Origin of the sequence: Niveibacterium sp. COAC-50 (genome assembly GCF_013184235.1) — a bacterium.
GTDB lineage: Bacteria > Pseudomonadota > Gammaproteobacteria > Burkholderiales > Rhodocyclaceae > Niveibacterium > Niveibacterium microcysteis.
Genome location: NZ_JABCJM010000003.1, coordinates 1 through 26,474 on the forward strand (window position 1 = coordinate 1; position 26,474 = coordinate 26,474).

The 26,474-nt window shown below is 59.3% G+C and carries 26 protein-coding genes; 8 read left to right on the forward strand and 18 right to left on the reverse strand.

Annotated elements, in window-relative coordinates:
* Positions 1 to 852 precede the first annotated feature (852 nt).
* Positions 853 to 1,083: a helix-turn-helix domain-containing protein gene (locus HH302_RS22755; protein ID WP_172202685.1), complete on the forward strand. Its 231-nt coding sequence runs from the start codon at positions 853 to 855 to the stop codon at positions 1,081 to 1,083.
* A 693-nt stretch (positions 1,084 to 1,776) separates the two neighbouring features.
* Here the strand turns inward: HH302_RS22755 and HH302_RS13105 are convergent.
* On the reverse strand, positions 1,777 to 2,676 hold the full coding sequence (locus HH302_RS13105) for an integron integrase (protein WP_371814718.1): 900 nt from the start codon (positions 2,674 to 2,676) through the stop codon (positions 1,777 to 1,779).
* A 274-nt stretch (positions 2,677 to 2,950) separates the two neighbouring features.
* Here HH302_RS13105 and HH302_RS22760 point away from each other — a divergent pair, with 274 nt between their 5' ends.
* From HH302_RS22760 to HH302_RS13120, 4 genes are all read left to right on the forward strand, one after another.
* Positions 2,951 to 3,274, forward strand: a complete 324-nt coding sequence (locus HH302_RS22760) for a DUF3592 domain-containing protein (RefSeq protein WP_371814724.1) — start codon at positions 2,951 to 2,953, stop codon at positions 3,272 to 3,274.
* Positions 3,275 to 3,384: 110 nt separating this feature from the next.
* Positions 3,385 to 3,624 (forward strand): hypothetical protein, encoded by a 240-nt coding sequence (locus HH302_RS13110; protein ID WP_172202686.1) that lies wholly within the window; start codon positions 3,385 to 3,387, stop codon positions 3,622 to 3,624.
* Between the two features lie 107 nt (positions 3,625 to 3,731).
* Positions 3,732 to 4,001: a hypothetical protein gene (locus tag HH302_RS13115; protein WP_172202687.1), complete on the forward strand. Its 270-nt coding sequence runs from the start codon at positions 3,732 to 3,734 to the stop codon at positions 3,999 to 4,001.
* 516 nt (positions 4,002 to 4,517) lie between these two features.
* Positions 4,518 to 4,934: a hypothetical protein gene (locus HH302_RS13120; RefSeq protein ID WP_172202688.1), complete on the forward strand. Its 417-nt coding sequence runs from the start codon at positions 4,518 to 4,520 to the stop codon at positions 4,932 to 4,934.
* A gap of 622 nt (positions 4,935 to 5,556) precedes the next feature.
* Here HH302_RS13120 and HH302_RS13125 read toward each other — a convergent pair.
* From HH302_RS13125 to guaB, 3 genes are all read right to left on the reverse strand, one after another.
* Positions 5,557 to 6,894, reverse strand: coding sequence for a tyrosine-type recombinase/integrase (locus tag HH302_RS13125; RefSeq protein ID WP_172202689.1), 1,338 nt, complete (start codon positions 6,892 to 6,894; stop codon positions 5,557 to 5,559).
* A 231-nt stretch (positions 6,895 to 7,125) separates the two neighbouring features.
* On the reverse strand, positions 7,126 to 8,709 hold the full coding sequence (gene guaA / locus HH302_RS13130; protein ID WP_172202690.1) for a glutamine-hydrolyzing GMP synthase: 1,584 nt from the start codon (positions 8,707 to 8,709) through the stop codon (positions 7,126 to 7,128).
* A gap of 89 nt (positions 8,710 to 8,798) precedes the next feature.
* Complete coding sequence (gene guaB / locus HH302_RS13135) at positions 8,799 to 10,259, reverse strand: IMP dehydrogenase (protein ID WP_172202691.1); 1,461 nt, start codon at positions 10,257 to 10,259, stop codon at positions 8,799 to 8,801.
* Here guaB and HH302_RS13140 point away from each other — a divergent pair.
* Complete coding sequence (locus HH302_RS13140; RefSeq protein WP_172202692.1) at positions 10,258 to 10,782, forward strand: DUF4124 domain-containing protein; 525 nt, start codon at positions 10,258 to 10,260, stop codon at positions 10,780 to 10,782. The genes guaB and HH302_RS13140 overlap by 2 nt on opposite strands.
* A gap of 47 nt (positions 10,783 to 10,829) precedes the next feature.
* On the opposite strand, the gene HH302_RS13145 is transcribed toward HH302_RS13140, so the two are convergent.
* On the reverse strand, positions 10,830 to 11,141 hold the full coding sequence (locus tag HH302_RS13145; protein WP_172202693.1) for an RnfH family protein: 312 nt from the start codon (positions 11,139 to 11,141) through the stop codon (positions 10,830 to 10,832).
* Positions 11,134 to 11,580, reverse strand: coding sequence for a type II toxin-antitoxin system RatA family toxin (locus HH302_RS13150; protein WP_172202694.1), 447 nt, complete (start codon positions 11,578 to 11,580; stop codon positions 11,134 to 11,136). The genes HH302_RS13145 and HH302_RS13150 overlap by 8 nt, the downstream gene beginning before the upstream one ends.
* A gap of 79 nt (positions 11,581 to 11,659) precedes the next feature.
* On the opposite strand from HH302_RS13150, the gene smpB reads away from it, so the two are divergent.
* On the forward strand, positions 11,660 to 12,109 hold the full coding sequence (smpB, locus tag HH302_RS13155) for an SsrA-binding protein SmpB (protein WP_172202695.1): 450 nt from the start codon (positions 11,660 to 11,662) through the stop codon (positions 12,107 to 12,109).
* Between the two features lie 46 nt (positions 12,110 to 12,155).
* Here the strand turns inward: smpB and ppsA are convergent, their stop codons facing one another.
* Positions 12,156 to 14,525 carry a phosphoenolpyruvate synthase gene (gene ppsA / locus HH302_RS13160; protein ID WP_172202696.1) on the reverse strand — a complete coding sequence of 790 codons (2,370 nt, stop codon included), beginning with the start codon at positions 14,523 to 14,525 and terminating at the stop codon, positions 12,156 to 12,158.
* A gap of 112 nt (positions 14,526 to 14,637) precedes the next feature.
* Here ppsA and HH302_RS13165 point away from each other — a divergent pair, with 112 nt between their 5' ends.
* Positions 14,638 to 15,468, forward strand: a complete 831-nt coding sequence (locus tag HH302_RS13165) for a pyruvate, water dikinase regulatory protein (protein ID WP_172203137.1) — start codon at positions 14,638 to 14,640, stop codon at positions 15,466 to 15,468.
* On the opposite strand, the gene HH302_RS13170 is transcribed toward HH302_RS13165, so the two are convergent.
* The 11 genes from HH302_RS13170 to HH302_RS13220 form a co-directional block, all read right to left on the reverse strand.
* The gene (locus tag HH302_RS13170; RefSeq protein WP_172202697.1) at positions 15,462 to 16,259 is read right to left on the reverse strand and encodes an RNA methyltransferase; all 798 of its coding nucleotides are present in this window, start codon (positions 16,257 to 16,259) and stop codon (positions 15,462 to 15,464) included. The genes HH302_RS13165 and HH302_RS13170 overlap by 7 nt on opposite strands.
* Before the next feature lie 41 nt (positions 16,260 to 16,300).
* Positions 16,301 to 16,900, reverse strand: coding sequence for a ribonuclease HII (gene rnhB / locus HH302_RS13175; protein WP_172202698.1), 600 nt, complete (start codon positions 16,898 to 16,900; stop codon positions 16,301 to 16,303).
* Positions 16,897 to 18,051 (reverse strand): lipid-A-disaccharide synthase, encoded by a 1,155-nt coding sequence (gene lpxB, locus HH302_RS13180; protein ID WP_172202699.1) that lies wholly within the window; start codon positions 18,049 to 18,051, stop codon positions 16,897 to 16,899. The genes rnhB and lpxB overlap by 4 nt, the downstream gene beginning before the upstream one ends.
* Positions 18,051 to 18,821 (reverse strand): acyl-ACP--UDP-N-acetylglucosamine O-acyltransferase, encoded by a 771-nt coding sequence (gene lpxA / locus HH302_RS13185; protein ID WP_172202700.1) that lies wholly within the window; start codon positions 18,819 to 18,821, stop codon positions 18,051 to 18,053. Before lpxA ends, lpxB begins: the two co-directional genes overlap by 1 nt.
* Positions 18,818 to 19,258: a 3-hydroxyacyl-ACP dehydratase FabZ gene (gene fabZ / locus HH302_RS13190; RefSeq protein WP_371814725.1), complete on the reverse strand. Its 441-nt coding sequence runs from the start codon at positions 19,256 to 19,258 to the stop codon at positions 18,818 to 18,820. Before fabZ ends, lpxA begins: the two co-directional genes overlap by 4 nt.
* A 2-nt stretch (positions 19,259 to 19,260) precedes the next feature.
* The gene (lpxD, locus tag HH302_RS13195) at positions 19,261 to 20,286 is read right to left on the reverse strand and encodes a UDP-3-O-(3-hydroxymyristoyl)glucosamine N-acyltransferase (protein WP_172202701.1); all 1,026 of its coding nucleotides are present in this window, start codon (positions 20,284 to 20,286) and stop codon (positions 19,261 to 19,263) included.
* A 6-nt stretch (positions 20,287 to 20,292) separates the two neighbouring features.
* Complete coding sequence (locus HH302_RS13200; RefSeq protein ID WP_246479897.1) at positions 20,293 to 20,730, reverse strand: OmpH family outer membrane protein; 438 nt, start codon at positions 20,728 to 20,730, stop codon at positions 20,293 to 20,295.
* Positions 20,731 to 20,807: 77 nt separating this feature from the next.
* Positions 20,808 to 23,102 carry an outer membrane protein assembly factor BamA gene (bamA, locus tag HH302_RS13205; RefSeq protein WP_172202703.1) on the reverse strand — a complete coding sequence of 765 codons (2,295 nt, stop codon included), beginning with the start codon at positions 23,100 to 23,102 and terminating at the stop codon, positions 20,808 to 20,810.
* An 8-nt stretch (positions 23,103 to 23,110) separates the two neighbouring features.
* Complete coding sequence (gene rseP, locus HH302_RS13210; protein WP_172202704.1) at positions 23,111 to 24,469, reverse strand: RIP metalloprotease RseP; 1,359 nt, start codon at positions 24,467 to 24,469, stop codon at positions 23,111 to 23,113.
* Positions 24,466 to 25,656, reverse strand: a complete 1,191-nt coding sequence (gene ispC / locus HH302_RS13215) for a 1-deoxy-D-xylulose-5-phosphate reductoisomerase (protein ID WP_172203139.1) — start codon at positions 25,654 to 25,656, stop codon at positions 24,466 to 24,468. The genes rseP and ispC overlap by 4 nt, the downstream gene beginning before the upstream one ends.
* Complete coding sequence (locus HH302_RS13220) at positions 25,656 to 26,471, reverse strand: phosphatidate cytidylyltransferase (protein ID WP_172202705.1); 816 nt, start codon at positions 26,469 to 26,471, stop codon at positions 25,656 to 25,658. Before HH302_RS13220 ends, ispC begins: the two co-directional genes overlap by 1 nt.
* Between the last annotated feature and the right edge of the window lie 3 nt (positions 26,472 to 26,474).

The following is a 26,474-nucleotide window of genomic DNA, read 5'->3' on the forward strand; positions in this document are numbered from 1 at the left end:
GCCGGGCACCGAAACCGCCACCGCGCCGGGAAACGCCCCCTCCGATTCCCGTCGCGGTGGCGCTAAAGCCGTGTGACCTCGTTCCCAGCGCACAAGTAGGGATTTCGGTGAGGTGCGGCACGGAAAGCATGCCGGGCACCGAAACCGCCACCGCGCCGGGAAACGCCCCCCCTCCGATTCCCGCCGCGGTGGCGCTAAAGCCGGGTGAACTCGTTCCCAGCGCTCAGGTAGGGATCTCGGTGAGGTGCGGCACGGAAAGCATGCCGGGCACCGAAACCGCCACCGCGCCGGGAAACGCCCCCTCCGATTCCCGCCGCGGTGGCGCTAAAGCCGGGTGACCTCGTTCCCAGCGCACAGGTAGGGATCTCGGTGAGGTGCGGCACCGAAAACGCCAGCGCGCGGGATGAGCCACCCATTCTCACAGGTACGCCTGCATGAAACTGGCTTTCCGAGCATTAATAACATTAGCTTCGTAGAAGCGCTGCCGACAATTGCGAGCGCGCGCGTCACAGCTTCGCCTGCAACCAATCAAGACATTTATCAATTGCTAACAGATCACAATGGGGGTCACCGGTATCGCGCAGCAGATACCAGCGGCACTTCCACAGCCTTCTCCGCGCCGCACGACGACACTACTTAACGCGACTTCAGCGACATGGTTATTCATATAGCAGATACACCATAAGGCATTGATTTTACTTACATCCTCCGGAGATGACAGCCAGTTCGAATTGAGTCAGCATGATGTTCACTTGAGCCGACCGGCTATAGGCAACGCGGCTCTCGCGAGGTGCGCCCAGCTGCAGAAAAACTGGTGAATGCAATCGAATCTATTCCTTCTGGAGGCACTCAATGTCGCGAGTAACAAGGCTCAGCCAGGCTGTGCTATGTTTTGATGATCTGCCCGACACCGCGCTGCTCAGCATATCCGATGCTTGCACACTGCTATGCCGTTCGCGCGCATCTATCTATCGAGCACTCAAGCAAGGAAAACTGCACTCGGTCAAAATCGGAGAATCCCGACGGCTCAGCGCAAGGGTTATCCGCGAGGCGGCAGGGAACCTGCGGAGCCTAGAGCAATAACGGTCACGTTGCCCCCGCACGATCCCTTGCCTCTCACGGCGGAGCACGTGGACATTGCGCTAAGCGAAGGCCGACGCAAACGCGTTGCGCATGAACCGAGATGTATCCGCCGCGGGGACTTTCATGCAGTCAGAGGGCTGTCGTTGAGGTTAGGATGACGCCATCCCCCCCGATATGGCAAAACCGACCAGTCGCGAGGGAATTTCAGGGTGGCCATTGCTCGCCTTGTCCCAGGCCTTTGCAACATGGACTCAAACCGCAGCACTCCCCCGCGGATTCCGGTGCAATTGACCTTTGATTCCGGTAGTCGCTGACCACGTCGCTGGTCATGACCGACTTGTCGTCAGGCTCCCACCAGAAGCGGACAGACATCTTCGCCAGAGCGCAAACCGTCGATGTGCGGCTCCATACCGTCACCCGCCGTTGGCTCGGATCACGCTTTCGGCCTTAGCCGACATTTAGGTAGTCGTGCTCCTTGAGCACGCGAACGTCGGCTTTGCAATCTCGGGGGCGCGCGGATCCGACCCACAGCGGACGTTCGTTGCCGAGAGGGACATGAGGGTCGATGTGCGCGCGAGCGGACAATCAAACGACCGCTCTAGGGTCGTGGCCTAGGCTGTCCCGGCGAGCGGGGCGCCCGAGGCGGGGCAGAGACCCCGGGCGCCATCGTTCAAAGCAGATCGAATGGACTCTTCACCCAGCTTCGACGTGGGTGTAGATCATCGTCGTCTGCAGGTTCCGGTGGCCGAGCAACAACTGGATCGTGCGTATGTCGGCGCCTGCCGCCAGAAGGTGAGTTGCGAAGGAGTGGCGCAGTGTATGCACGCTCACGTGTTTATTGACCTGAGCTTTGTCCACTGCCGCTTTGAAGGCGCGCTGGATCGTCGACGGTGAAGCGTGCCAGCGCACGAGACGCCCACTCTCACCCCATGGCCGCACAGCTGCCGACGGGAAGACGTACTGCCATGCAAACGAACCGGCCGCGGTTGGGTACTTGCGGTACAACGCATCGGGCATGGGCGCCAAGCCACCGCCGCGTGATCGATCCTCTGCATGCAACTGCAAGACCCGGGTCAGGTGTTGTTCCATCGCGGCACTGAGTTGCGCCGGCAGCACCGTCGTACGATCCTTGCTGCCTTTGCTGTTGCGGACCGAGATGGTCTTGGCGGCGAGATCAATGTCCTTGACCCGCAGCGTCACGCATTCATTGACCCTAAGGCCCGATCCGTACATCAGATTGGCCATCAGCTGAGTCGTCCCCGTCATCATCGCAAGCACCAGCCGCGTCTCGGCCTGGGTGAGTACGACCGGCAAGCGTTCGCGATGCTGGACCCGCTTGATGTGTTTCATCTCGTCCAGCGGCTGTCCCAACACGTCCCGGTAGAGGAACACCAACGCGTTCAGCGCTTGGGTTTGCGTGGAGGCGGACACCGATCGCGACACCGCCAGATGGTTCAAAAACGCCTCCACCTCTTTCGCACCTATGGTGCTGGGATGAACCTTGCCGTGGAACAGCACAAAGCGCTTGGTCCAGTGGCGGTAAGCCTCTTCGGTCCGCGGACTGTAGTGTCGGCGGCGGCAAACGATCGACACCTCATCCAGCAGCCACGGCGGTCGGGGGCTGACACCCCCATAACGTTACTCCTTGAGTGAGTGAAAATTCTCACTGTATGCCGGCGGCGCCAAAGGATCGACGCTGGCTGTCGGTACTATATAAGGGTTAGGTTGACACGCGGACGGTAAAGTTCATGCGAATCAATGCGTTACAGGACAAGATCCGTGACTCCGTATTGGAAGTAGGCGGACCTTTCTGTCGTTTGAATAACTGTTAGCGTTTTCAATGCCCCCCATCGTCGTGCTGGCAGTGATGTCGGCCCCGCTTTTCTTCCTGTTCGCGCTATTCGGAGTACTTGGGGTCCGAGCACGCCGAGAACTTACCGCCGACATCTTGGCCAGAGGAGTGCGCACCACGGGGCGTGTTATAGGCTACTCAAGCGGCAAAGGTACATTCTCAGTGCGGTTCGAGTTCATCACCACGCAAAACACCACGATTCAAACGTTCCATTTTCTACATCCTCCACTCCGCGGGTGGGGCAAAATGGAATTGCCCGTTGGCCAACAGGTTCAAGTTGCATACCTGAGCGCAAAACCCGATATCGCGCGGATAGTCGAATATGCTGACATATCGTGAACAACCAATGCCGAACGCTAACAAGTCAGTCAACGGGACACCCAAATGCTGCGCATTTGGGTCCCCTCGGCTACGCCTCGGTGCCCGTTACTTCCAACGTTAGCCATCACATGGATCAAGCGCAACGTAAGGCATGGATCATCGCTCGTTTGAGCGGCGACAAATTTGAGAACATCCACGAAGCTTGGGCGGTTGTTGGTGGTGAATTCAACTCGCTTGAGGGCATGCCATTTGGTATGAAAACTCGGCCAAATCACATCTTCACGGACTTCATTGACAACAGAATTTCCGGGCCTGAATCAGTTCGGGCCTTCCTTGAAGTCGTAGAATCAATTCCTGACGGCGCCTAGGTTGCTATGCCTAACGCGTCAGCCCAAAGCAGCGCCTTGGGTGCCCTCCGCTGCGCTCCGACTACGGGTAACCTCCAGAGCTAGGCGTTGATTACGTGGACATGCCGATGGACAAAGACCAAGGCCGATTGCTAGCGCTGGCCATTCAAGAAATACGGGTGCTGCTTGCTGGCCATCTGGGCAGCAAGCCATCGGCGGAAATTTCGGTTCGCGCCGCAGCACATCTCGCTTACGCCCTTCACAACGAAGCGCAGGCGGTAATTGACGGCGGCAGTTACTCCGTTGAGCAAGCACTGCACAAGATCGCTGCGGCCGAACTCATGCTGAACACGAGTTACTCTGATCAACTCAAAGCAGCACCTTCGCGCGATGCCTAACAAGTCCGTCAAAGGGACACCCAAATGCTGCGCATTTGGGTTCCCTCGGCTGCGCCTCGGTGCCCGTTACGTCCAACGTTAGGCATCATGAGCAGACTCGGTTGCCCGTGTGGCCACACAATTCGCGACAACACGGACGGCTTGCCCTACAAGGCGTCATTTATCAAGAATTCGTTCTGCGAGTCCTTCTCAGATTGGCTTGTACAAGAAATCCAAAGCTATGTTTTGGCGGCCGAACGCGGAAGCATTTCGGAATGGTTGCGGAGCCGGAGTTACGACGAGAGCTATGTTTCCCTCAAGCTCGATCACGGCAACACTCTCTACGACCACATTCATTCGAAGTACCTCGCTTTAAAGCGCGATGTATATGAATGTCCCGCTTGCGGCCGCTTACACATTGAGACAAGCAAAGACAACATGTTCCTCGCATATAGTCCTGAGTCAGAAAAGAACAATGGTGCCTTGTCGGAATAGTCGGTCGCGCAGTTTCAACATTGAAGTGCAACGGACGTGGCCATGACAAAGACCAAGTTCAGTGACGTTCTTGAGGCCTACGAGTTTTGCGCGGCGAGCAGCTTTGGGGATGCCGAAGCGTTCATCAGCTTGGAGCGTGGAACGGTCCACATCGTGTCGAGCGACTACGAATTGGACGAGGAGCCGCCAGTCGATCTTGAGTCGGGTCCTTACCTCGCGATACCTGACAAGCTGGAACTCGGGCTTGGCAGTACTCTGGCGATAAAGTTTGCGGCAGCGCACTTGCCAATGGATGTTGATACCGTCGCTGAGTACTTTAGAAAGCCAGGTGCCTATGGCAAGTTCAAAGTCTTCCTTGAGCGCAAAGGCCTGTTACAGGCGTGGTATGACCACGAGGCGTCGACGAAGGAGACTCGGTTGCGCGACTGGTGTGCCGCGAACGCGATTGAACTGCTCTAGGTCCCCGGCCGCAAAGTCGGTGTCACGAAGCGTCAGTGTCCGGAATTGGTGAGACGGCTTGCAATCTTCTGCGGTTGGGTAACGACCGCTAATGGCCGGATGCCGACGAGTACCTCGCTGCTCGTTAGCTGACGTCCGTGGTCCGATTTCTGCCGAGCAGACCGACCGCTAAGGCCGATGACCTGTCGACGAGCGGTCGCCTGCACCGACCGGTGCGCTCAGTTTCCTGGCATGGACGAAACAAAGAAGCGCACGCGCGCACTGGATCGCGATGCGACGGTCAACGCCAGCGCCGGAGTTCAGCCACGACCGGCACAGCGGTCACCCGATACCCGCGCCCGCACCCCCGGAATCAGTTCAGCGTTTACCCCGCCTCTGATAGGCAAGCAGCCGAACGAACTTTCGAGGCCGCAACTCTTCCGCTTCGGTTCGCACGCGCAAAACCCTGCAGGCGGGTCATCACCATTAACAACCGATTCGCCTCCCGACCCGCTCCGTGACCCAGTCAATGCGTCACGGTTAATTAGTCAGATCGGGATTGGCGCCCTGTTACAGCAGGTTGTTGATCGCCACGCTATCACTTCAGGGTCCCAGGACAGCGTTTCTTGGGCTGGCAGCCAGCCTAAAGATCCTCGTCCACTTCTAGATCCGGAACTTCTGCAGCTCGCCGCTTGGCATCGATGATCACCTCCCGCGCTGACTCTCCCCGGGTCCAACAGTCGATCATGTCTGCCCAGCACTGCATCATTACACGGCGCTCCGCAGTGTACCGTGCCGTATTGTAGGTAGCCGCAATTACATTGCTTGGGGTGTGCGCCAGAGACAACTCAATCCAACGATCGTCAAACTTGGCGCGGTGCAACGCGGTGGAGTACGTGCGGCGCAGGTCATGTACGCTGAATGACTCGAAATCCGGATCGACCTTCCTCACTTGGGCAACAGCAGCGTCGATCACCCGATTTAGTGTCGCGTTGGAGATTGGCGCGTCGCTATCGTAGCGGCCTGGATGCAGGTAACGGCTGGCACCGAAACACGAACGTAACGCAACCAAGATGTCCAAGGCTTGCTCGGAGAGATAGACGATGTGCTCTCGACCGGCCTTCATGCGTCTCGCCGGAACCACCCAACGCGCGCCCTCGAAGTCAATTTCGTCCCAGGTCGCGCCAATGAATTCGCCCTTGCGCACGCCAGTCAGCAGCACGAATTTCAGCGCCAAGCGCAGCGTAGGAGTCGTCGCCACGCGTCCAAGGGCGTCCAAAAACTTCTTGATTTCTTCAGGCTTAAGTGCGCGGTCGCGCGGTTTGAACGTTGCGATGGACTTGGGCCGAACGGCTTCAGCGGGGTTCGCCGTGTCAACGCCACAATCCTGGGCGTGCCGAAACACGTTCAGCACCAACTCACGCGCCTGGACAGCAACGGCGGGCCCCCTGCTCTCCTTGAGGTCATCACAAAGGGCCTTCAGCCGCGCCGATGTGATTTCCTCAAGCTTGAGTTTGCCTAGTTTTGCCTCCAACGCGCGGATATAGATCGATTTCCGCATCGCTAGGGTACTGTCTGCTAGCCGCTCGTTGCCACTCTTAGGGTCGGCCTTAAACGCGAAGTACTTTTGCGCCCAACCCCCGAAAGTCAGGGCGGTGATGGCATCTGCACGCTTCTCGACCTTCGCTCGCGACGGCGAGATCCCTACTTCAACACTGTGCCGGGCCTGTGCCAGCAATGTGCGGGCCTCGACAAGTGACAACGACATACCAAACGCCAGTCTGGACGGTTCTCGGGTCCGTTCAAGGGAGGTGTCGTATCGACCGATTGTTAGAGTCTCACGACGGCCATTTAACCGATAGTCGTAGCGAAACGTTAGCGTGCCAGCGGGTGACACGTTCACGTACATGCCATCTCGGTCGGCAACCTTGAAAGCCTTCTCCCTGGGTTTCAGGTTCCTCAGCACTTTGTCTGTCAACACGGCTGCTTCCCTTCGGCGGCTATGGCTTCTCAGACAGTTTACCGTCACACCATCCTGACGGTCAAAAATCCAACTAAAACCGAAGCCACGGCCATAGCCCGTCGCTAATACCGACAAAAATGGTGAGCTACAGCGCGCTTGGCTGAGACGTCATGAGACAAGGAACCCTTTCTAGACAAGGCCGTTCAGCGCATTTCGATACGCCCTGAGACGGCATGAAGCAATCAACTATCATTCCCACTCGATCGTCGCCGGCGGTTTGCCGGAAACGTCGTAGACGACGCGATTAATGCCACGCACTTCGTTGATCACGCGGTTCGAAACGCGACCCAGCAGGTCATACGGCAGATGCGCCCAATGGGCCGTCATGAAATCGTGCGTCTGAACCGCGCGCAGCGCGACAACGTAATCGTAAGTCCGTCCGTCACCCATGACGCCGACGCTCTTAACCGGCAGGAAGACCGCGAAGGCCTGGCTGGTGAGTTCATACCAAGTCTTGCCAGAATTCTCATCGACCGTCTTGTGCAGTTCTTCTATGAAGATCGCGTCCGCACGACGCAGTAGATCGGCGTATTCCTTCTTCACTTCGCCAAGGATTCGGACGCCGAGGCCTGGCCCCGGGAACGGGTGGCGATAGACCATGTTGTGCGGCAGACCCAGCGCGATGCCGAGTGCGCGCACTTCGTCCTTGAACAACTCGCGCAGCGGTTCGAGCAGCTTGAGGTGCAGCGTATCCGGCAGCCCACCCACGTTGTGGTGGCTCTTGATCGTGGTGGCCTTCTTCGACTTCGCGCCACCAGACTCCACGACGTCCGGGTAGATCGTGCCCTGCGCGAGCCACTTGGCGTTCGAAAGCTTTGCAGATTCGCTCTGGAAGACTTCAACAAATTCCTTGCCGATGATCTTCCGCTTGGCTTCGGGGTCGGTCACACCAGCCAGCTTGCCCATGAACTGCGCCGTCGCGTCCACATGGATCACCTTCACACCCATGTTGCGCGCGAACATATCCATCACCATCTCGGCTTCATTGAGCCGCAGCAGGCCATGGTCAACGAACACGCAAGTCAGCTGATCGCCGATCGCACGATGCAGCAGCGCCGCAGCAACGGAGGAATCGACGCCGCCCGAGAGGCCGAGGATCACTTCTTCGTCGCCCACCTGCGCGCGGATCTTCTCGACCGCTTCGGCGATGTAGTCGCTCATGATCCAGTCCGCCTTCGCGCCACAGATATCGCGCACGAAGCGGTTGATGATCTCGGCGCCCTGCAGCGTATGCGTCACCTCAGGATGGAACTGGACGGCGTAGAAGCGGCGGTCCTCGTCAGCCATCGCCGCAACCGGACACGATGCGGTCGAGGCCATCAGCTTGAAGCCCGGCGGCAACTCGGTGACCTTGTCGCCATGACTCATCCACACCTTGAGCATGCCGTGGCCTTCGACCGTACGGAAATCTTCGATACCGTCGAGCAGCTTGGTATGGCCGTGTGCGCGGACCTCGGCGTAACCGAATTCGCGAACCGTACCCGGCTCCACCTTGCCACCCAGTTGTTGGGCCATCGTCTGCATGCCGTAGCAAATGCCGAAGACGGGGACGCCGAGTTCGAACACCGCTGACGGCGCCTTGTCGTTGGCCTCTTCGTACGCCGACATATGGCTGCCGGACAAGATTACGCCCTTGGCGCCAAAGCCACGGACGAAGTCATCGGAAACATCGCAGGGGTGGATTTCGCAATAGACGTTCGCCTCACGCACGCGCCGTGCGATGAGTTGTGTGACCTGGGAGCCGAAATCGAGAATCAGGATCTTGTCGTGCATGGCGGGCTTCGGAGTTGGGTACTGCACTTGAATGCGCAAGGGGCAAGGCTCTCGCCTTACCCCTCGTGCGTACACTTCATCGACCGAACTCAGTCGATATGGTAGTTCGGTGCTTCTTTCGTAATCTGCACATCGTGAACATGCGATTCGCGCATGCCCGCCGACGTGATTTCGACAAACTCAGCACGTTGATGCATGTCGGCAATCGAGGCGCAGCCCACATAGCCCATCGACGAACGCAAACCGCCCATCAGCTGGTGGATCACCGCGGTCACGGCACCCTTGTACGGAACCCGACCCTCGATGCCTTCCGGCACCAGCTTGTCGGCGTTGCCTTCGTTGTCCTGGAAGTAACGATCGCTGGAACCCTGCTGCATCGCGCCCAGGGAGCCCATGCCACGGTAGCTCTTGTACGAACGCCCTTGGTAAAGCACCGTCTCGCCCGGCGCCTCTTCGGTACCAGCGAACAGGCCACCGAGCATGACGCACGAAGCACCCGCTGCAATTGCCTTGGAAATATCGCCCGAGAAGCGGATGCCGCCGTCGGCGATCAGCGGCACGCCCGTGCCTGCCAACGCGCTGGATACGTTATCAACCGCCGTGATCTGCGGAACACCCACGCCAGCGACGATCCGCGTCGTGCAGATCGAGCCCGGGCCGATACCGACCTTCACGCCGTCCGCGCCATTATCAACCAGCGCGCGCGCCGCATCGCCAGTGGCGATGTTGCCGCCGATGACCTGCACGTTCGGGAAGTTCTTCTTGACCCAGTTGACGCGTTCGAGAACGCCCTGCGAGTGGCCGTGCGCCGTATCGACGATGACCACATCGACACCAGCTTCCACCAGCAACTCTGCGCGCTCCTCAGTGCCAGCGCCAACGCCGATGGCAGCACCCACCAACAGGCGGCCAAAGTTGTCCTTGGCGGCGAGCGGATGCTCGGTCGACTTCAAGATGTCCTTCACGGTCATCAGGCCGCAAAGCTCACCAGCGTCGTTCAGCACCAGCACCCGCTCAAGGCGATGCTTGTGCATCAGCGCCTTCGCCTCTTCAACCGACGCGCCTTCCTTGACCGAAACCAGGCGCTCGCGCGGCGTCATGATTGCCGACACAGGCTGGTCGTACTGCATCTCGAAACGCAGATCGCGGTTGGTCACGATGCCGACCACGTGCTTGCCTTCGACCACCGGCAACCCGGAGATGCGGTGCTGGCGAGTGACGGCGATCACCTCGCGCACGCTCATCGTCGGCGGAACGGTAATCGGATCCTTGAGTACGCCGGACTCAAAACGCTTGACCTTGGCTACTTCTCGGGCCTGATCGCGCGGGCTCAGGTTCTTGTGAACAATACCGATGCCACCTTCCTGTGCGAGGGCAATCGCGAGGCGTGCTTCGGTCACCGTATCCATGGCAGCGGATACGAGCGGGATGTTCAGGCGGATGTTGCGGGTCAGCTGCGTTGCAAGGCTGACGTCGCGGGGAAGAACCGTGGAGTGTGCGGGGACGAGAAGGACGTCGTCGAACGTCAGCGCTTTCCTGACGAGTCGCATGGCTGTCATCCTTTCGGGCAAATACGTATTATACCGGGATGCCGTATTTGCCGGCAAATCAACGGTTTCCCGGAGCTCTTGCATGAAGCACCTGACTATCGCGCTGTTTCTGACCCTCATCGCTCAAGGCAACGTGTTTGCAAGCGAGGTCTACACATGGAAGGACAAGAACGGCCAGGTGCACTACTCGGATAAACCACCGGCTGATGTGGATGCAAAGCTCATCCGCGCTGAGGCGCCGAATACTGCCGGCAGCTCATCAGCGGACATGTCCAAGGCGGACCGCGCTTTCAAGGAGCGCCAGGCCAAACAAGGCGACGCTGACAAGAAGAATGCCGAACAAGCCGCGCGCAAGGCGAGTAAGGACGAGGCATGTAACAACCTGCGCAACCGCATCGCGCTGTTCGAGCAGGGTGGCCGCATCGCGACTCAAGAGGGCGGCGAGCGCGTACTCCTCAGTGACGAACAGATCGCCTCAGAGCTATCAAAGATGAAGGCACAACAAGACAAAGACTGCCGCTGACCTCAACGTTGTGAAGCAAAATCGGGGCCGTCAGGCCCCGATTTTGTTCAGGCCTCGCCGCCACCCTTCTTCATCACCTTGCCATCCTCGGCTCGCTTGCGCCGGACCTCTTTCGGATCGGCAATCAGGGGGCGGTATATCTCCACGCGGTCGCGCTCGCGCAGCACGGTGTCGACCTTGCAGAGCTTGCCGAACACCCCAACCTTGTTCACCGCAAGATCGATTTCGGGATGCTTCTGAAGCAATCCGGACGCGTCAATCGCCTGCTGCAACGTGCTTCCCTGGGGCAGATTCACTCGCACAAGGTCCGCCTTGTGTTGGTGGGCGTAGAGCACTTCAACATGAATCGAGTCAGTCACTGCCAGCCTTCTTCAAAATCTGTTCTGCACGCTTGACGAACGCGTCGACAAAGGTGTTCGCAATATGGTGGAACACAGGCCCCACCGCCTTTTCGATCAGCTTGTTCGAGAACTCGTAGATCAACCGGAATTCGACCTTGCAGGCGCTGTCCCCCAACGGTGTGAACACCCAATCTCCTTCGAGGTGATGGAACGGCCCCTCCACCAGGCGGATATCCATGCGGCGCGGAAAGTCCTTCGCGTTCTCGGTCGCGAAATTAGTCTTGATACCGTGGTAATTCACGTGCAAGCGCGCGGAGGTTTGCTCATCGGTACGTCCGAGCACCTCTGCCCCCCCACACCACGGCAGAAAGAGCGGATAGTCTTCAACGCCGTCAACCAGTTCGAACATCTGGGCTGGCGTGAATTCAAGAAGGACAAGTTTGCGGACTTCCGCCATGAGCAGGGCGACGCGATTGCCGTATTGGTAGAATCCTTCATTTTAACGGGTCACACCGTAACGGGCATCCTGCACGCACATGAGCATCATCGACAACCGCAAGGCCACACACGACTACTTCATCGAAGAACGCTTCGAGGCCGGCATGGCGCTTGAGGGTTGGGAGGTGAAAGCGATTCGTGCTGGACGCGTGCAAATCAAGGAAGCGTACGTAATCGTGCGTGACGCCGAGATCTTCGTGATCGGGATGCACATCAGCCCGCTGCAGTCGGCGTCCACCCATATCAAGCCGGATCCAGTGCGCACGCGAAAGCTGCTGCTGCACGAAGCCGAGATTTCGCGCCTGATCGGCAAGACCGAACGCGCCGGCTATGCGCTGGTGCCGCTGGACCTTCACTTCACGAAGGGTCGTATCAAGATGGCGATCGGCCTCGGCAAAGGCAAGAAGATGTTCGACAAGCGCGAGTCGGAGAAGGAGCGCGACTGGGAGCGCGAAAAACAACGCCTTGTTCGCGACAAGCGCGCATAAAGAAAACGGCGGGTATCCCCGCCGTTTTTTGTTGGCGCATGGTCACTCAGTGCTTGCGGTGCTCAGCAAGCTGCAACCAGGTATCGAGCACCGTATCGGGGTTCAGCGAGATCGACTGAATGCCTTCGTCCATCAGCCATTCGGCGAAATCCGCATGGTCTGACGGCCCCTGCCCGCAGATCCCAACGTATTTGCCGAGTCGGTTGGCCGTGTTGATCGCCATCTTGAGCAGTGCTTTGACCGCCGCGTCGCGTTCGTCAAAGGCATGCGCCACGAGTCCCGAATCGCGATCCAGCCCGAGCGTAAGCTGGGTCAGATCGTTCGACCCGATCGAGAAACCATCGAAATGCGCGAGGAACTCCTCAGCCAGCAAGGCGTTCGATGGGATCTCGCACATCATGACGAGCTTGAGATCGTTAGCCCCACGGCGCAACCCGTTCTCGGCGAGCAGATCCACCACCCCCTTCGCCTCAGCCACGGTGCGTACGAACGGCACCATCAACTGCACGTTGGTCAGCCCCAACTCGTCGCGTACGCGCCGCATGGCGATGCATTCGAGCTCGAAGCATTCGCGGTACGAATTCGCGATGTAGCGCGAGGCCCCACGGAAACCCAGCATCGGGTTTTCCTCTTCCGGCTCGTAGATATCGCCACCAAGAAGCTTGCGATACTCATTCGACTTGAAGTCGGACAGTCGCACGATCACGGGCTTCGGCCAGAACGCCGCAGCGATCGTGGCGACACCCTCGACCAGCTTTTCGATGAAGAACTGGCGTGGCGTGGCGTAACCACGGGCACGCCGGAGAATCTCGTCGCGCAGGCTCGCAGGCACCTGGGCCACATCCAGCACCGCCTTCGGGTGGATGCCGATCATGTTGTTGATGACGAACTCCAGCCGCGCAAGACCCACGCCTGCATTGGGAATCTGTGCGAATTCGAACGCAAGCTCAGGATTGCCGACGTTCATCATGATCTTGACGGGGATATCCGGCAGATGGCCGGTATCCCGCGTAACCACTTCGAACTCAAGGCGGCCGCGGTACACATAGCCCGTGTCGCCTTCGGCGCACGACACCGTAGCGGACTCCCCTTCAGTGAGCACTTCGGTGGCATCACCGCACCCGACGATTGCCGGGATGCCCAACTCCCGCGCGATGATGGCGGCGTGGCAGGTGCGACCGCCACGATTCGTGACGATCGCCGAGGCACGTTTCATGACCGGTTCCCAATTCGGGTCGGTCATATCCGTGACCAGGATGTCGCCCGCCTGAACGCGGTTCATCTGCGACGCATCGGAAACGATGCGCACAACGCCGGCCCCGATCTTCTGACCGATCGCGCGGCCAGTGCAGACGACCTTGCCGTGCTGCTTGATGCGGTACTTTTCCATCACGTGGCCGGAGGTCTGCGACTTCACTGTCTCGGGGCGCGCCTGCAGGATATAGAGCTTGCCGTCGACGCCGTCCTTGCCCCACTCGATGTCCATCGGGCGTTCATAGTGCTTTTCGATAATCGCCGCATAGCGCGCCAGTTCGAGCACATCTGCATCGGTGATGGAAAAGCGATTCCGATCCTGCTCGGCCACGTCTTCGGTACGCGTTGAGCGGCCCGCCGCGCGGGATTCGGTGAACACCATCTTGATCAGCTTTGACCCGAGGTTGCGGCGCACGATCGCCGGTTTGCCCGCTTCGAGCATCGGCTTGTGGACGTAAAACTCGTCCGGGTTGACCGCCCCCTGTACGACGGTTTCACCCAGGCCGTAGGCTGCGGTGATGAATACGGCATCCTTGAATCCCGACTCGGTATCCAGCGTGAACATCACGCCCGAGGCACCGAGATCCGAACGCACCATGCGCTGCACGCCGGCAGACAACGCTACGTCTGCATGCACGAATCCCTTGTGCACCCGATAGGCAATCGCGCGGTCGTTGTAGAGCGACGCGAACACCTCCTTGATCGCATGGAGGATGTTCTCGTAGCCGTGAACATTCAGGAAGGATTCCTGCTGGCCAGCAAACGATGCGTCCGGTAGATCCTCTGCGGTAGCCGAAGAACGCACTGCGAACGACCCCTCCCCTTCACTCGCGAGGCGTTCGTAGTGCGTCTTGATTTCGCTTTCCAGCATTGCCGGAAACGGTGTATCGACGATCCAGCCTCGGATCTGCGCCCCCGCGCTCACCAGAGCATCGACATCGTCGACGTCAAGACCATCAAGCAGTGCGTTGATACGCGCCGCGAGGCCGTTATGTGCGAGAAACTCGCGGTAAGCCGCCGCCGTGGTGGCAAAGCCGCCCGGAACGCGAACGTGCGAGGCAGCAAGCTGGCTGATCATTTCGCCCAACGAGGCATTTTTGCCCCCAACCTCGTGGACGTCCGTCATGCGCAGCGATTCGAACGGTATGACGTAGCGGGTCATTGTGCGGCCCTTTCGTTGTCAGTTATGGGTGTTGCAGGGAAAATCCCATTCTAGACAGCAATCTTGCTGCACCGCATCGACGTTTTCCCTGATCCCGGAGCTTGCCGTGTCCATTCAACAGCGCCCTACTCGCACCGTTTTCTTCATCTCGGATGGCACCGGGATCACGTCGGAAACCCTTGGGCACAGCCTGCTCTCCCAGTTTCCGGAAATGCGCTTTCGCCACGTCCGCATGCCCTTCATCGACTCCGACGACAAAGCCAAGGACGCAATCTTCCGCATCAATGATGCAGCGCGGCGAGACGGGGTGAAGCCGATCGTCTTCTCGACACTCGTCAACCAGGTCACCGCCGATACGCTGCGCCAAGCCGAGGCGCAGTTCGTCGATCTCTTCCTGACCTTCATCGAACCACTTGAGATGGAGTTGGGAATGAAGTCCGCCCACACCATCGGGCGTTTTCACGGCGGCGCCGATTCGCGCAGCTACACGCAGCGGATCGACGCAATCAATTTCACGCTGTCGCACGACGACGGTGTCTCTCACGAGAATCTGGAGGACGCCGATGTGATCCTGGTGGGCGTGTCGCGCTCAGGAAAGACGCCAACCAGCCTCTACCTGGCGATGCAGTTCGGCGTGAAAGCCGCGAACTATCCACTGATTCCCGAAGACTTTGAACGCAACCGCCTGCCGCAAGAACTGTCGAAGCACCGCACGAAGCTCTTTGGCCTGACGATCACGCCGGAGCGTTTGTCTCAGATCCGGCAAGAGCGGCGGCCCAACAGCGTTTATGCGTCAGCTGACAACTGCAAGTTCGAGATCGAGGCCGCGATGCGGCTGATGCGCAGGGAGCAAATTCCCTTCATTGATTCGACGGCGCGCTCGATTGAAGAGATCTCTGCAAAGATCATCCAGGATATCCGCATCGACAAGAACGGCTACTGAGCGGGGAGCAAGCGCTGCCGGCGCTGCTCGAACAAGCAAACCGCCGCAGCAGCGGCCACGTTGAGTGATTCAATGCCCGGCGCCATCGGGATCAAGATACCCTGCCGTGCCGTCGCTGCCACAGGGGCAGAGAGCCCCTGCCCTTCGGCTCCAAATAGCCAGGCTGTGGGCGTGCGCAAATCCGTTTCAAACAAGGACTGTGCACCGTCCAATCGCGTGGCGGCAACGCGGCCCGGATAAGCGCGCAACAGCGAGGGCAGGTCGTCCACGCTATGGATCCGGACAACGAAGTGCGCCCCCATTGCTGCCCGCAGCACCTTAGGTCCCCACGCTTGCGCGCACCCCGGCCCGAGAATGACTTCCTTCACGCCCGTCGCAGCCGCCGTGCGCATCATGGTCCCGACGTTTCCAGCATCTTGTACGCCGTCGAGCACCAGCCAATCCGTAGTCGGGTCCGGAGGCGTCGCAGGTTCTTGCCAATGAACACTCGCGAGAAAACCAGACGGTGTCTCGACCGGACTCAACTGGCGGAACAATGCGTCGGGTAGCAGGTAGCTCGACACGCCCGTTGAACGCGCCAACAAGCGCAGAACCTCGTCGGAATGGCGAGCAGATTCTGCAACCAGAATGTCGCCAAATCGCCAGCCTGCATCCATCGCGGCCGCGATCAGATGCGCGCCATCAATCAACGCCAGCCGTTCTTCCCGACGCGCTCGCGACGATTCGCCCAAACGCCGAAAGCGCTTGACGATAGGATTCTCGCGGGAACTGATTGGGTTGAGCGTCTGCACAGGCTCGGTCTCGGTCAGCGCAAAGCGGTGCCGCCTGGCACCTAGAAGAGCTCGCCCTGCGCAAGAATGTCGCGGACGGGTGCATAGCTGCGTCGGTAAAAATCCGGCACCCCATGCTTGCGCAGCGCCGCGATATGCGCCGCCGTGGGGTAGCCCTTGTGCTTGGCAAGGCCAAGCGCCGGGTACTGCGCGTCAAGCGACTCCATCTGCGCATCGCGCACCGTCTTGGCCAGAATTGACGCGGCCGAAATCTCCTCAACGAGCGCATCGCCCGAGACGATAGCCTGCGTGGCGCAATTCAGCTGAGGGCAGCGGTTGCCATCCACCCACACCGCGTCCGGCAAGATCGCAAGCCCCTTCACCGCGCGTTGCATGGCAAGCATTGTCGCGCCGAGGATGTTCAAACGATCGATTTCTTCCGGAGAGGCCTCCGCGACGCACCAAGCCAGCGCTCGCTGACGAATCAGGAGTGCTAGGGCGTCGCGTTTCTTGGCCGTGAGTTTCTTCGAGTCGTTGAGACCCTCGATCGGACGCCACGGATCAAGAATCACCGCCGCCGCTACGACCGCGCCGCAAAGCGGCCCACGCCCAGCCTCGTCAACGCCCGCGAGGTGCCCACCTGGCCGCGGAGGCAAGTTCACCGACGCCCTCGACCAATCAGACTCAGGATGGCCTCGGCTGCGCGGCTCGCGTTGTCCTGGCGAAGGCTCAAATGGAGGTCCATGAAACGTTTCTGGAGTGCGACGACGCCGTCAGCGTCATCAAGCCACTTCAGGACAGCGTTGGCCAGCTTAGTCGGCTCGCAGTCTTCCTGTAGATGCTCTGGCACGACGAACTCGCGACACAGAATGTTCGGCAGGCCAACGTAAGGCAGATACATCATCCGTTTGACGATCGAGAAGGTCCAACCGGCCATCTTGTACGCGATGACCATCGGCCGCTTGAGGAACGCAGCCTCCAGCGTGGCGGTGCCGCTCGCAAGCATGACGACATCGGAAGCGATCATCGCGTCATGGCTGTGTCCGAACATCAACGTCATCGGAAAATCTGGCCCCAAAGACGCGTCATGCATGGCTTGTTCAAACATCGTGCGCGTATCGCGCGTCACCAGAGGCACCAGGAAGCGCACGTCGGGCCGCGCCTCGTGAATCCGAACTGCGGCGCCGACGAAGTCCGCTGCGAGGCGGCTCACTTCGCCATTGCGACTGCCGGGCATCACGGCAACGATCTTCGCGTCGCGCGGTAAGCAAAGGCGCTCGCGAACGCCGGCCCGGTCCGGTTCAAGCGCAAACTCATCAGCGAGCGGATGCCCGACAAAGGTGGCGGCCACGCCCGCGCGTTCGTAGAGCTCGGGCTCAAAAGGAAAGAGGCACAGAATGTGGTCCGCCGACGTGCGGATCTTCTTGACCCGCCCGCCTCGCCACGCCCACACCGAGGGACTGACGTAATGCACCGTCGGAATGCGCATCGCCTTCACGCGACGCTCAACGCCCAGGTTGAAATCCGGCGCATCAATCCCGATGAAAATCGCGGGCTGCTCTGCTTTGATCCGGGCCAGGAGCTGACGCCGAATCCCGAGGAGTTCGGGCACGCGCCGAAGCGCGTCGCCAATGCCATTGACGGCCAAACGCTCAGCCGGGAACCATGACTCCATACCTTCGCGCTGCATGCCCGGCCCACCAATGCCAACAAACCGAGCATCGGGCAGATGGCGCCTGATAGCAGCAATCAAGCGACTACCCAGTTGGTCGCCGGACGCCTCGCCAGCGACCATCGCAATACAGGTCGCCATCAGCGAACGATGCCGCGTCCGGCCGCAGAAATGAAATCGAGCAACGGCTGCAGTTCCGGCGTCACCACGGCGGCTTCGGCGAGTTGCTTGCGCGCTTCATCAAGCGTAAGGCCGGAACGATAAATCGTCTTATAAGCGCGTTTGATTGCAGAGATCGCCTCGGCGGAAAAACCGCGCCGACGGAGCCCCTCGCTGTTCGTGCCATGTGTCGCGGCCGGGTTGCCGGACACCATGACATAGGGAGGCAAGTCTTGCAGCAGAATCGTGCCGCCGCCGCACATGCTGTGCGCGCCGATTCGTGCAAACTGATGCACCGCGGTCATCCCGCCAAGGATCACCCAGTCGCCCACCGTCACGTGGCCAGCCAGGGTCACGTTGTTCGCCATGATTGTCTTGTTCCCAACCTGACAATCGTGACCGATGTGAACCGACGCCATCACCCAGTTATCGTCGCCGATGCGGGTAACGCCGGCATCCTGGACGGTACCGGTATTGAAATTGCAGTATTCGCGAATCGTATTCCGGTCGCCGATCTCAAGTCGGGTCGGCTCACCACCGTACTTCTTGTCCTGCGGCATTTCGCCGAGCGAGCAGAACTGGAAGATCCTGTTGTCGCGACCAATGCGCGTATGGCCGGTAATGACCACATGTGGCCCCACGCGGGTTCCGGCTCCGATCTCGACATGCTCGCCAATAACGGAAAAGGGGCCGATCTCGACCCCTTCAGCGATGCAAGCGCCCGGATGAACGATTGCAGTCGGATGAATCATTTCAGCCTCTTGAAGAAGCACATCAGATCGGCCTCAGCCACCGGCTGGCCGTCGACGTTTGCAACACCACGGTACTTCCAAAGATCACCTTTGTTCTTGACCAGATGAACGTCAAAAACCAGTTGATCACCCGGCACCACCGGGCGCTTGAAGCGCACGTTATCGATACCGGCAAAGTATGCAACGGTGTTGCAGTCCGGCTTCATGTCGCGCGACTTGTAGGACAGGATCGCCGCCGCTTGCGCCATCGCTTCGATCACAAGCACCCCCGGCATCACCGGAAAATGCGGGAAATGCCCGGTAAAAAAGGGCTCGTTGATCGTTACGTTCTTGATCGCCTTGATCGACTCACCGGAGGTCATTTCAATGACGCGGTCGATCAACAGGAACGGGTAACGATGCGGCAGGTACTCCATGACCTCGCCGATTTCCATGATGCTCAAGGCTTCCTCTCCAGTTCTGCGATGCGCTTTTCTAATTCACGCAGCCTCGTCACCAACGCATCGAGGTGTCTGAAGTGGGCTGCGCTTTTCATCCACTCGTCATGCGGCATCGCCGGCATGGCTGAGGTGTAGATCCCAGGTTCTTTAACTGTCTTGCTGATCAAGGTGCGGGACGACACCACGGTATCGCTGGCCACTTCAATATGGCCGTTTATGCCTGCCTGACCGCCCACCATCACGCGGGCCCCGACAACGGTGCTGCCCGCAACACCGGAGCAGCCAGCCATTGCCGTGTGCTCACCCAGTTTGACGTTGTGGGCGATCTGCACCATGTTGTCCAGCTTTACACCGTTTCCAATCACGGTGTCGTCGAGCGCGCCACGATCAATGGTCGTATTGGCACCGACCTCAACGTCGTCGCCAAGAACAGCCCGGCCGATCTGGGGAATCTTCACCCAGGCCCCAGACCGCTCCCGGGCGTATCCGAAACCGTCACCACCAATGACGGCGCCGGAATGAATAATGCAGCGCTGCCCAATCACCGTCTCGTGATAGAGGCTGACGTTTCCATACAGCAACGAGTGGTCGCCAATCTTCGAGCCCGCCTCAACAACACAGCCGGGACCGATGACCACGTGCTCACCAATCTCGCATCGCGGGCCAACATAAGCGAGCGGGCCGACACTCACCGAGGGCGGAATCACGGACTCGACGACCGCCGACGGGTGGATTCCTGCGTCCGGTTTGAGCGTGGGGTTGAGCAATTGCGCCAAGCGCGCGAAATACAAATAGGGTTGGTCGACGATGATCCGCGGCAGCTCGCTCGCCGATTCTGCCGCAGGGGGCAAGACCACCGCCGACGCTCCTGTCGTCGCTAGCGCCTTGCGATACTTCGCACTGGCGAGAAACGCAATCTCGCCCGCTTGCGCTGACTCCAGACTGCCAACTTGACTGACTACGGTTGCGCCGTCACCAACGACGCGGCCGCCGAGGCGGCCGACAATTTCGACGAGAGTGGGCACGCCGGATTACTTCGCGTTGAGCGCTTTGATGACCTTGTCGGTCAGATCAACACGCGGGCTGATGTAGATCGCATCCTGAAGGATCGCATCGTACTTCTCGGCGTCTGCGATCTCGCGGATCGTCCGGTTGGCGCGCTCCAGAACGCTTGCCAGCTCTTCGTTACGTCGCTGGTTCAGATCTTCGCGAAACTCGCGCTGGCGCCGCTGGAACTCGCGATTCAGATCAGCGAATTCCCGCTCTTTCGTCTTCCGATCACTCTCGGACATCGTGACCGCGTTCTTTTCAAGATTCTCCTGCATGCCCTGCAGCTGCTTGGTGAGCTTCTGGAGATCCTGGTCACGCTTCTCGAATTCCTTCTCCAGCTTCTTCTGAGCAACCACCGCCGGCGCAGACTCCCGCAGAACGCGATCGGAATTCACGAATCCGATCTTGCTCTGAGCCATGGCGCTCGCGGACAGGCCAAGGGCCACAGCGACAGCCAGAACAGCACGAGTCTTTCTCACAACCGTCTCCTTCAGCATCAGAAAATGTTGCCCAACTGGAACTGGAAGCGCTGCGTCCGGTCGCCTTCCTGCTTGTTAAGCGGCTGACCGAAGCTGAACTTCAGCGGTCCGATCGGTGAAACCCACGCCAGACCTAGGCCCGCACTATACCGGATATCCGCATACTGGATTTTCTGGTCGGCACCCCAAACCTGACCGCCATCGACGAACAAACCCAAGCGGAAACTCTTGTCGATGTTGGTCATCGGGAGCGGGAAGAAGTACTCCGCACCATAGGTCAGCAACTGCGTCCCGCCGAGCGCGTTTCCGCTGCCCGATCGCGGCCCCAGTGAATTGTCGTCATACGCGCGGACCGAACCGATGCCACCAGCGTAGTAGTTCTTGTAGAACGGAACCGGAAGCCCACCGTACCCCGCCGCGTAAGACACGTTGCCATGGAACTGCAGCGTCGCATCCTTGAAGAACAACGGAATGAAATACTGTGCCTGGTAATTGGCCCGGTAGTACCGCTGCTCGGCAGGAGGCACCGCCACTTCGGTCTGAAGGCGCTGGTAAAAGCCTGACACCGGCGTCAGGTAGCTGTCTCGGGAATCGTACGACCAAGACGCCGTCAACAGGAACGTGTTGGTCAGCTCACCGAACTTGTTTACAAAGTCGATGTACTGGACATCACTCGAACTCGATACCGTGGTTCGGGTTGAGTCGAAAGATGCCCCGAAATAGATCGCATCATCTTCGGCAATCGGGTAACCGAAAGTCATGCCGAGGCCGGACGACTGCGTCTTGTAATACGCAACATTCGTCGTCGCCGACGGGTTGTAATTACGGTGGTACAGGTTATAGCCGACGCTCACGCCTTCGGGTGTGAAATACGGATTTGTGTAGGACAGCACCAGCGTCCGGTTCGACTTACCCGTATTCAGATTCAGTGACAGTGCGTTGCCCGTTCCGAACAGGTTGTTCTGCGACAACGAGCCTTGCAACACAAGCTTGTCGGTCGTGGAGTAACCCGCCCCCAACAAGAAATTACCGGTTGCCCGCTCCTTGACCACGACGTTCAGGTCAACCTGGTCGCTGGTACCAGCGACCGGCTGAGTCTCCAGATTGGTCTCCTCGTAGAAGCCCGTTCGGTCGAGTCGCGCTTTCGATCGCTTGATCTTCGTGCCGTCATACCAAGCATTTTCGAATTGCCGAAGTTCGCGCCGAATCACTTCATCCCGAGTGCGTGTATTGCCCGAGATATTCACGCGCCGTATATAAACGCGCTTCCCCGGATCCACAAAAATGGTGAAAGCAACCTCACGCTTTTCTTTATCAAGCTCCGGCGCAGCATTGACGTTAGCGAACGCATACCCTTCATTAGCGAGGCGCTCGGTTATCGAACGAGTCGTCTCGGTGAGCTGATCCCGAGAGAAGATATCGCCCGGGCGGAGCGCGACCAGCGCCTTTGCCTCGGCATCGGAAATAATCAGATCACCCGCAATCTTAACGGCGGAGACTTTGTATTGCTCACCCTCTGCGACCGCAATTGCGATATACACATCCTGCTTATCGGGGGTGATTGATACCTGAGAACTCTCAACGGTGAAGTCGAGATACCCGCGATTGAGGTAGTAGCTGCGAAGGCTCTCGAGATCACCCTGAAGTTTAGGCTTCGAGTATTCATGCCCTTTCGACAGCCAGTTAACCGGGGGGAACCAGTGCTTCGGCCGAGCCGAAATCTGCCCCTTCAAATCCGATTCCGAAAAGACCTTGTTGCCTGTGATACTCACTTGCTTGATCGCAGCGATCTCACCCTCAACAATCTTGAACTTGAGCGCGACCCGGTTGCGCTCCAGCGGCGTGATCTCGGTAACGATCGTGGCGCCGTAGTAGCTGCGGTTCAGATATTGCCGCTTGAGTTCCTGCTCAGCGCGCTCCAAGAGGGCACGATCGAGGATTCGCGACTCAATGATTCCCGCGTCCCGCAATCCCTTGCGCAGGTTGTCGCCATCAAAGGCACTGTTGCCCTCGAATTCAATCGAGCCAATTGCCGGTCGTTCGTCAACGACAACCACCAGCACGCCGCCGTCCACCTCAAGGCGTACGTCCTTAAAGAAGCCGGTAGCGTAGAGCGCTCGGATCGCCTGTGCAGCACGCTCCTCGCTCAGCTTCTCCCCGACCTTGACCGGCAAGTAGTTGAATACAGTACCGGCTTCGGTGCGCTGCAGACCTTCAACCCGAATGTCTTTAACAACAAAGGGATCGAACGCCCAAACGGAATTTGCAGCAAAAAGGGACAGGAACAGCCCCGGAATCAACTTGAGTCGCATTGGGAGAGTCAGGACAACAACCGGGTGATGTCGTTGAAAAAAGCGAAGGCCATCAGGCTTGCCAGCAGCGTAAACCCGATCTGCTGGCCGATTTCCATGACTTTCTGTGAAACAGGGCGCCGCATCAGGATCTCGGCCAGATAATACATGATGTGTCCACCGTCCAGCAGAGGGATCGGTAACAGATTGAGTACCGCAATACTGATGCTGATGAGCGCCAGAAAACGAATGTAGGCATCCGCACCAAGCTTGGCCGACTGCCCTGCGTAGTCGGCGATCGTCACCGGCCCGCTGATGTTCTTCAGGGATACATGTCCGGTGATCATCCGCCCCAACATCTTCAGCGAGAACCCGGCCATCTCCCAAGTCTGGCGAGCCGCGCGCCCGAAGGCCTCGACTGGGCCGTAGCGAAGCTCAACCAGAAGCCGGTCGCGCCAAGCACTATCAGCCTGCACAGCTACACCAATTCGCCCGATCGTGTTTCCTTGGTCGCTATGGGCTTCCGGCACGATCGAGAACGACTTGAACTCGTTACCACGTCGCACCTCAATCGAAAGTGGCCTGCCCGGTGAAGCGCTGACGCCACGAACCAGATCGTCCCAGCTCTCGAGGGGCTTGCCATCGATGCTCAGAACACGGTCACCCGGAAGAATCCCCGCCTTGGCCGCCGGACCACCCTCGGCGAGACTTCCGATAACAGGGGGCACGTCCGGGCGAAACGGAGCAAGGCCGAGATCCTTTAGCGGATCCGCTCGCTCCAGGTCGTCGCCCAAGCCCTCAGTGGCAAGCGTGACCATCCGCTCCCCACCATGCGAATGGAGTTTGAGGTCAACCGTTTGATTGTCGACGAGGTGGCGAACCAACACCCAGCGAACGTCGGACCAAGACCGCACGGCTTGAGCACTGACCGCAACGATTTCATCGCCAGCTTGCATCCCCGCCTTGCCGGCTGGACTCTCAACAGAGGGCTGCGCAATGATGGGGCGCAGTTCGGTCACCCCCTGCATGAAGCCGATCCAGTAGATCAGCACTGCCAGCAACAGGTTTGCTGCGGGGCCAGCAGCGACTATCGCCAACCGACGCCAGACGGACTTCCGATTGAAGGCTTGTGACAGGTCCGCCGTCGGAACGGGCGCTTCACGCTCATCAAGCATTCGGACATAACCGCCCAGGGGTACCGCACAAAGCACCCACTCTGTGTCTTCAGGCGTCTTCTGACGGCGCAACAAGACGCGGCCGAAGCCCAATGAGAACCTGAGCACCTTGACGCCGCAGAGTCTTGCGACGGCGAAGTGGCCGAACTCGTGGACAGTAACCAGAACACCAATCGCAAGAGCGAACGCACCGACGTACCAAAGTATCGTCACGCAGCGCCTCGCAAACGCTTATCAATGAATGCCTGCGCCATTCGACGCGCCGAACCATCCGCCACGAGGACGTCCTCCAGCGATTCCGCCTTACCCGTATCGCAGGAATCCAGCACAGCCTCAACCGTTGACGCGATATCAAGGTACGAGATCTGTCGGTCAAGAAACGCCGACACTGCGATTTCGTTGGCAGCATTTAGAACCGTCGGCGCCAACCCATCGGCCTTCAGTGCGGCGTAGGCCAGCCGGAGACACGGAAAACGATTCAGATCGGGCGTCTCGAACGTCAGGGCGGCGATGGAAGCGAAATCGAGCGGTGCAACGCCTGAAGCAATACGCTGCGGATACGCCAAGGCATGCGCAATCGGAGTCCGCATATCCGGATTGCCAAGCTGAGCTACGACCGAACCGTCCGCATACTGAACCATCGAGTGGATCACGCTTTGCGGATGAATCACCACATCAATTCGATCACCGCCAATGCCAAACAACCACCGCGCCTCGATCACCTCAAGGCCCTTGTTCATCATGGTGGCCGAGTCGACAGAGATCTTTCGCCCCATCACCCAATTCGGATGCGCGACAGCCTGATCAGGCGTGACTGATTTCAGCTGCTCGATCGGCCAAGTCCTGAACGGCCCACCGGAGGCAGTGAGCAATACCTTCGTGACACCAGCCTCTTCAAGGCCATACTCAAATTGAGAGGGCAAAGACTGGAACACGGCATTGTGTTCGCTGTCGATCGGCAGAACTGTCGCTCCCGACTGTCGAGCCTCATCCATGAAGAGGCGCCCAGACATGACCAAGGCCTCCTTGTTTGCCAGCAACACACGCTTGCCAGCCCGAACGGCTGCGAGCGTAGGCGGCAAACCCACCGCCCCAACGATGGCCGCCATCACGGTGGTGACTTCGGCATGGGTGGCGACTTCACACAAACCGCCCTCGCCGACCAGCAGTTCGCATGTGACACCGCGTTCGTTAAGCATCAGACGAAGCGAGTCGCGAGACGCCAAGTCCGGCACCACGGCAAAGGTCGGGCGAAATACGGCTATTTGCGCCGCCAGCTTTTCAAGCTGCCGAAACGCCGTTAGGGCAAAAACCCGATAGCGATCCGGGTGGCGCGCCACGACGTCGAGCGTACTGGTGCCGATGGATCCTGTCGCACCCAGAATGGTCAAGTGCTGCATCATGAGCCTGCAAGCCGCCAGACGAGCGCCCAGAGCGCCACCAGAGGTAGCGTTGAGGTCAGGCTATCGATACGATCCAGCACTCCGCCGTGCCCCGGCAATAGCCCAGACGAATCCTTCAGGCCGGCCTGTCGCTTGAGCAAAGACTCAAACAAGTCGCCGATCACGCTCAGGGCCGAAAGAGCAAGCAGCAACAGTAGCGCAATCGGCCAACCCAAGCGCTGCGGGACGAACGGCATCCACACGGAAAACACCACCGCCCCGTAGAGCAAGACACCCGCCAGCCCAGAATAGACACCTTCCCAGCTCTTTCCTGGCGAAATCTCCGGTGCGAGCTTGCGCCGACCAAAAGCCCGCCCACCGAAATACGCCGCAATGTCCGCCACCCAGACCACAGCCATGACCGCCAACATCAGCCAGACATTTGCCTCGCGCAGGCGGGCAAGGGCAACGGCAGAAGGCAGAAGGATGACTAAACCAAGAATCAGCGACAGGACTGCGCCACCAGAAAGACGCCAACGCTGCTTCAGCCACGGCGGCGCCACCAGCATCCAGAATAGCGCCGATAGCACGAACAGCGCCGCATCAATAGCAGGCGAGGCGATCGCCGCGAACGCGACCACTGCTGCTGCGACCACCACCCCGTAACCCCAGCGGACAGCAGAAGGAAGATTGAACAGACCCGCCCATTCCCAGGCTGCCGCTAAACCAAGCGCACCGCAGGCAATCCACCAGCCAGTAGTCGGCAGATAGAACACAGCGGCGAGCAGCCCCGCCAACATCAACAGGGCTGTAATGACACGTTCGCGCAGCATCGC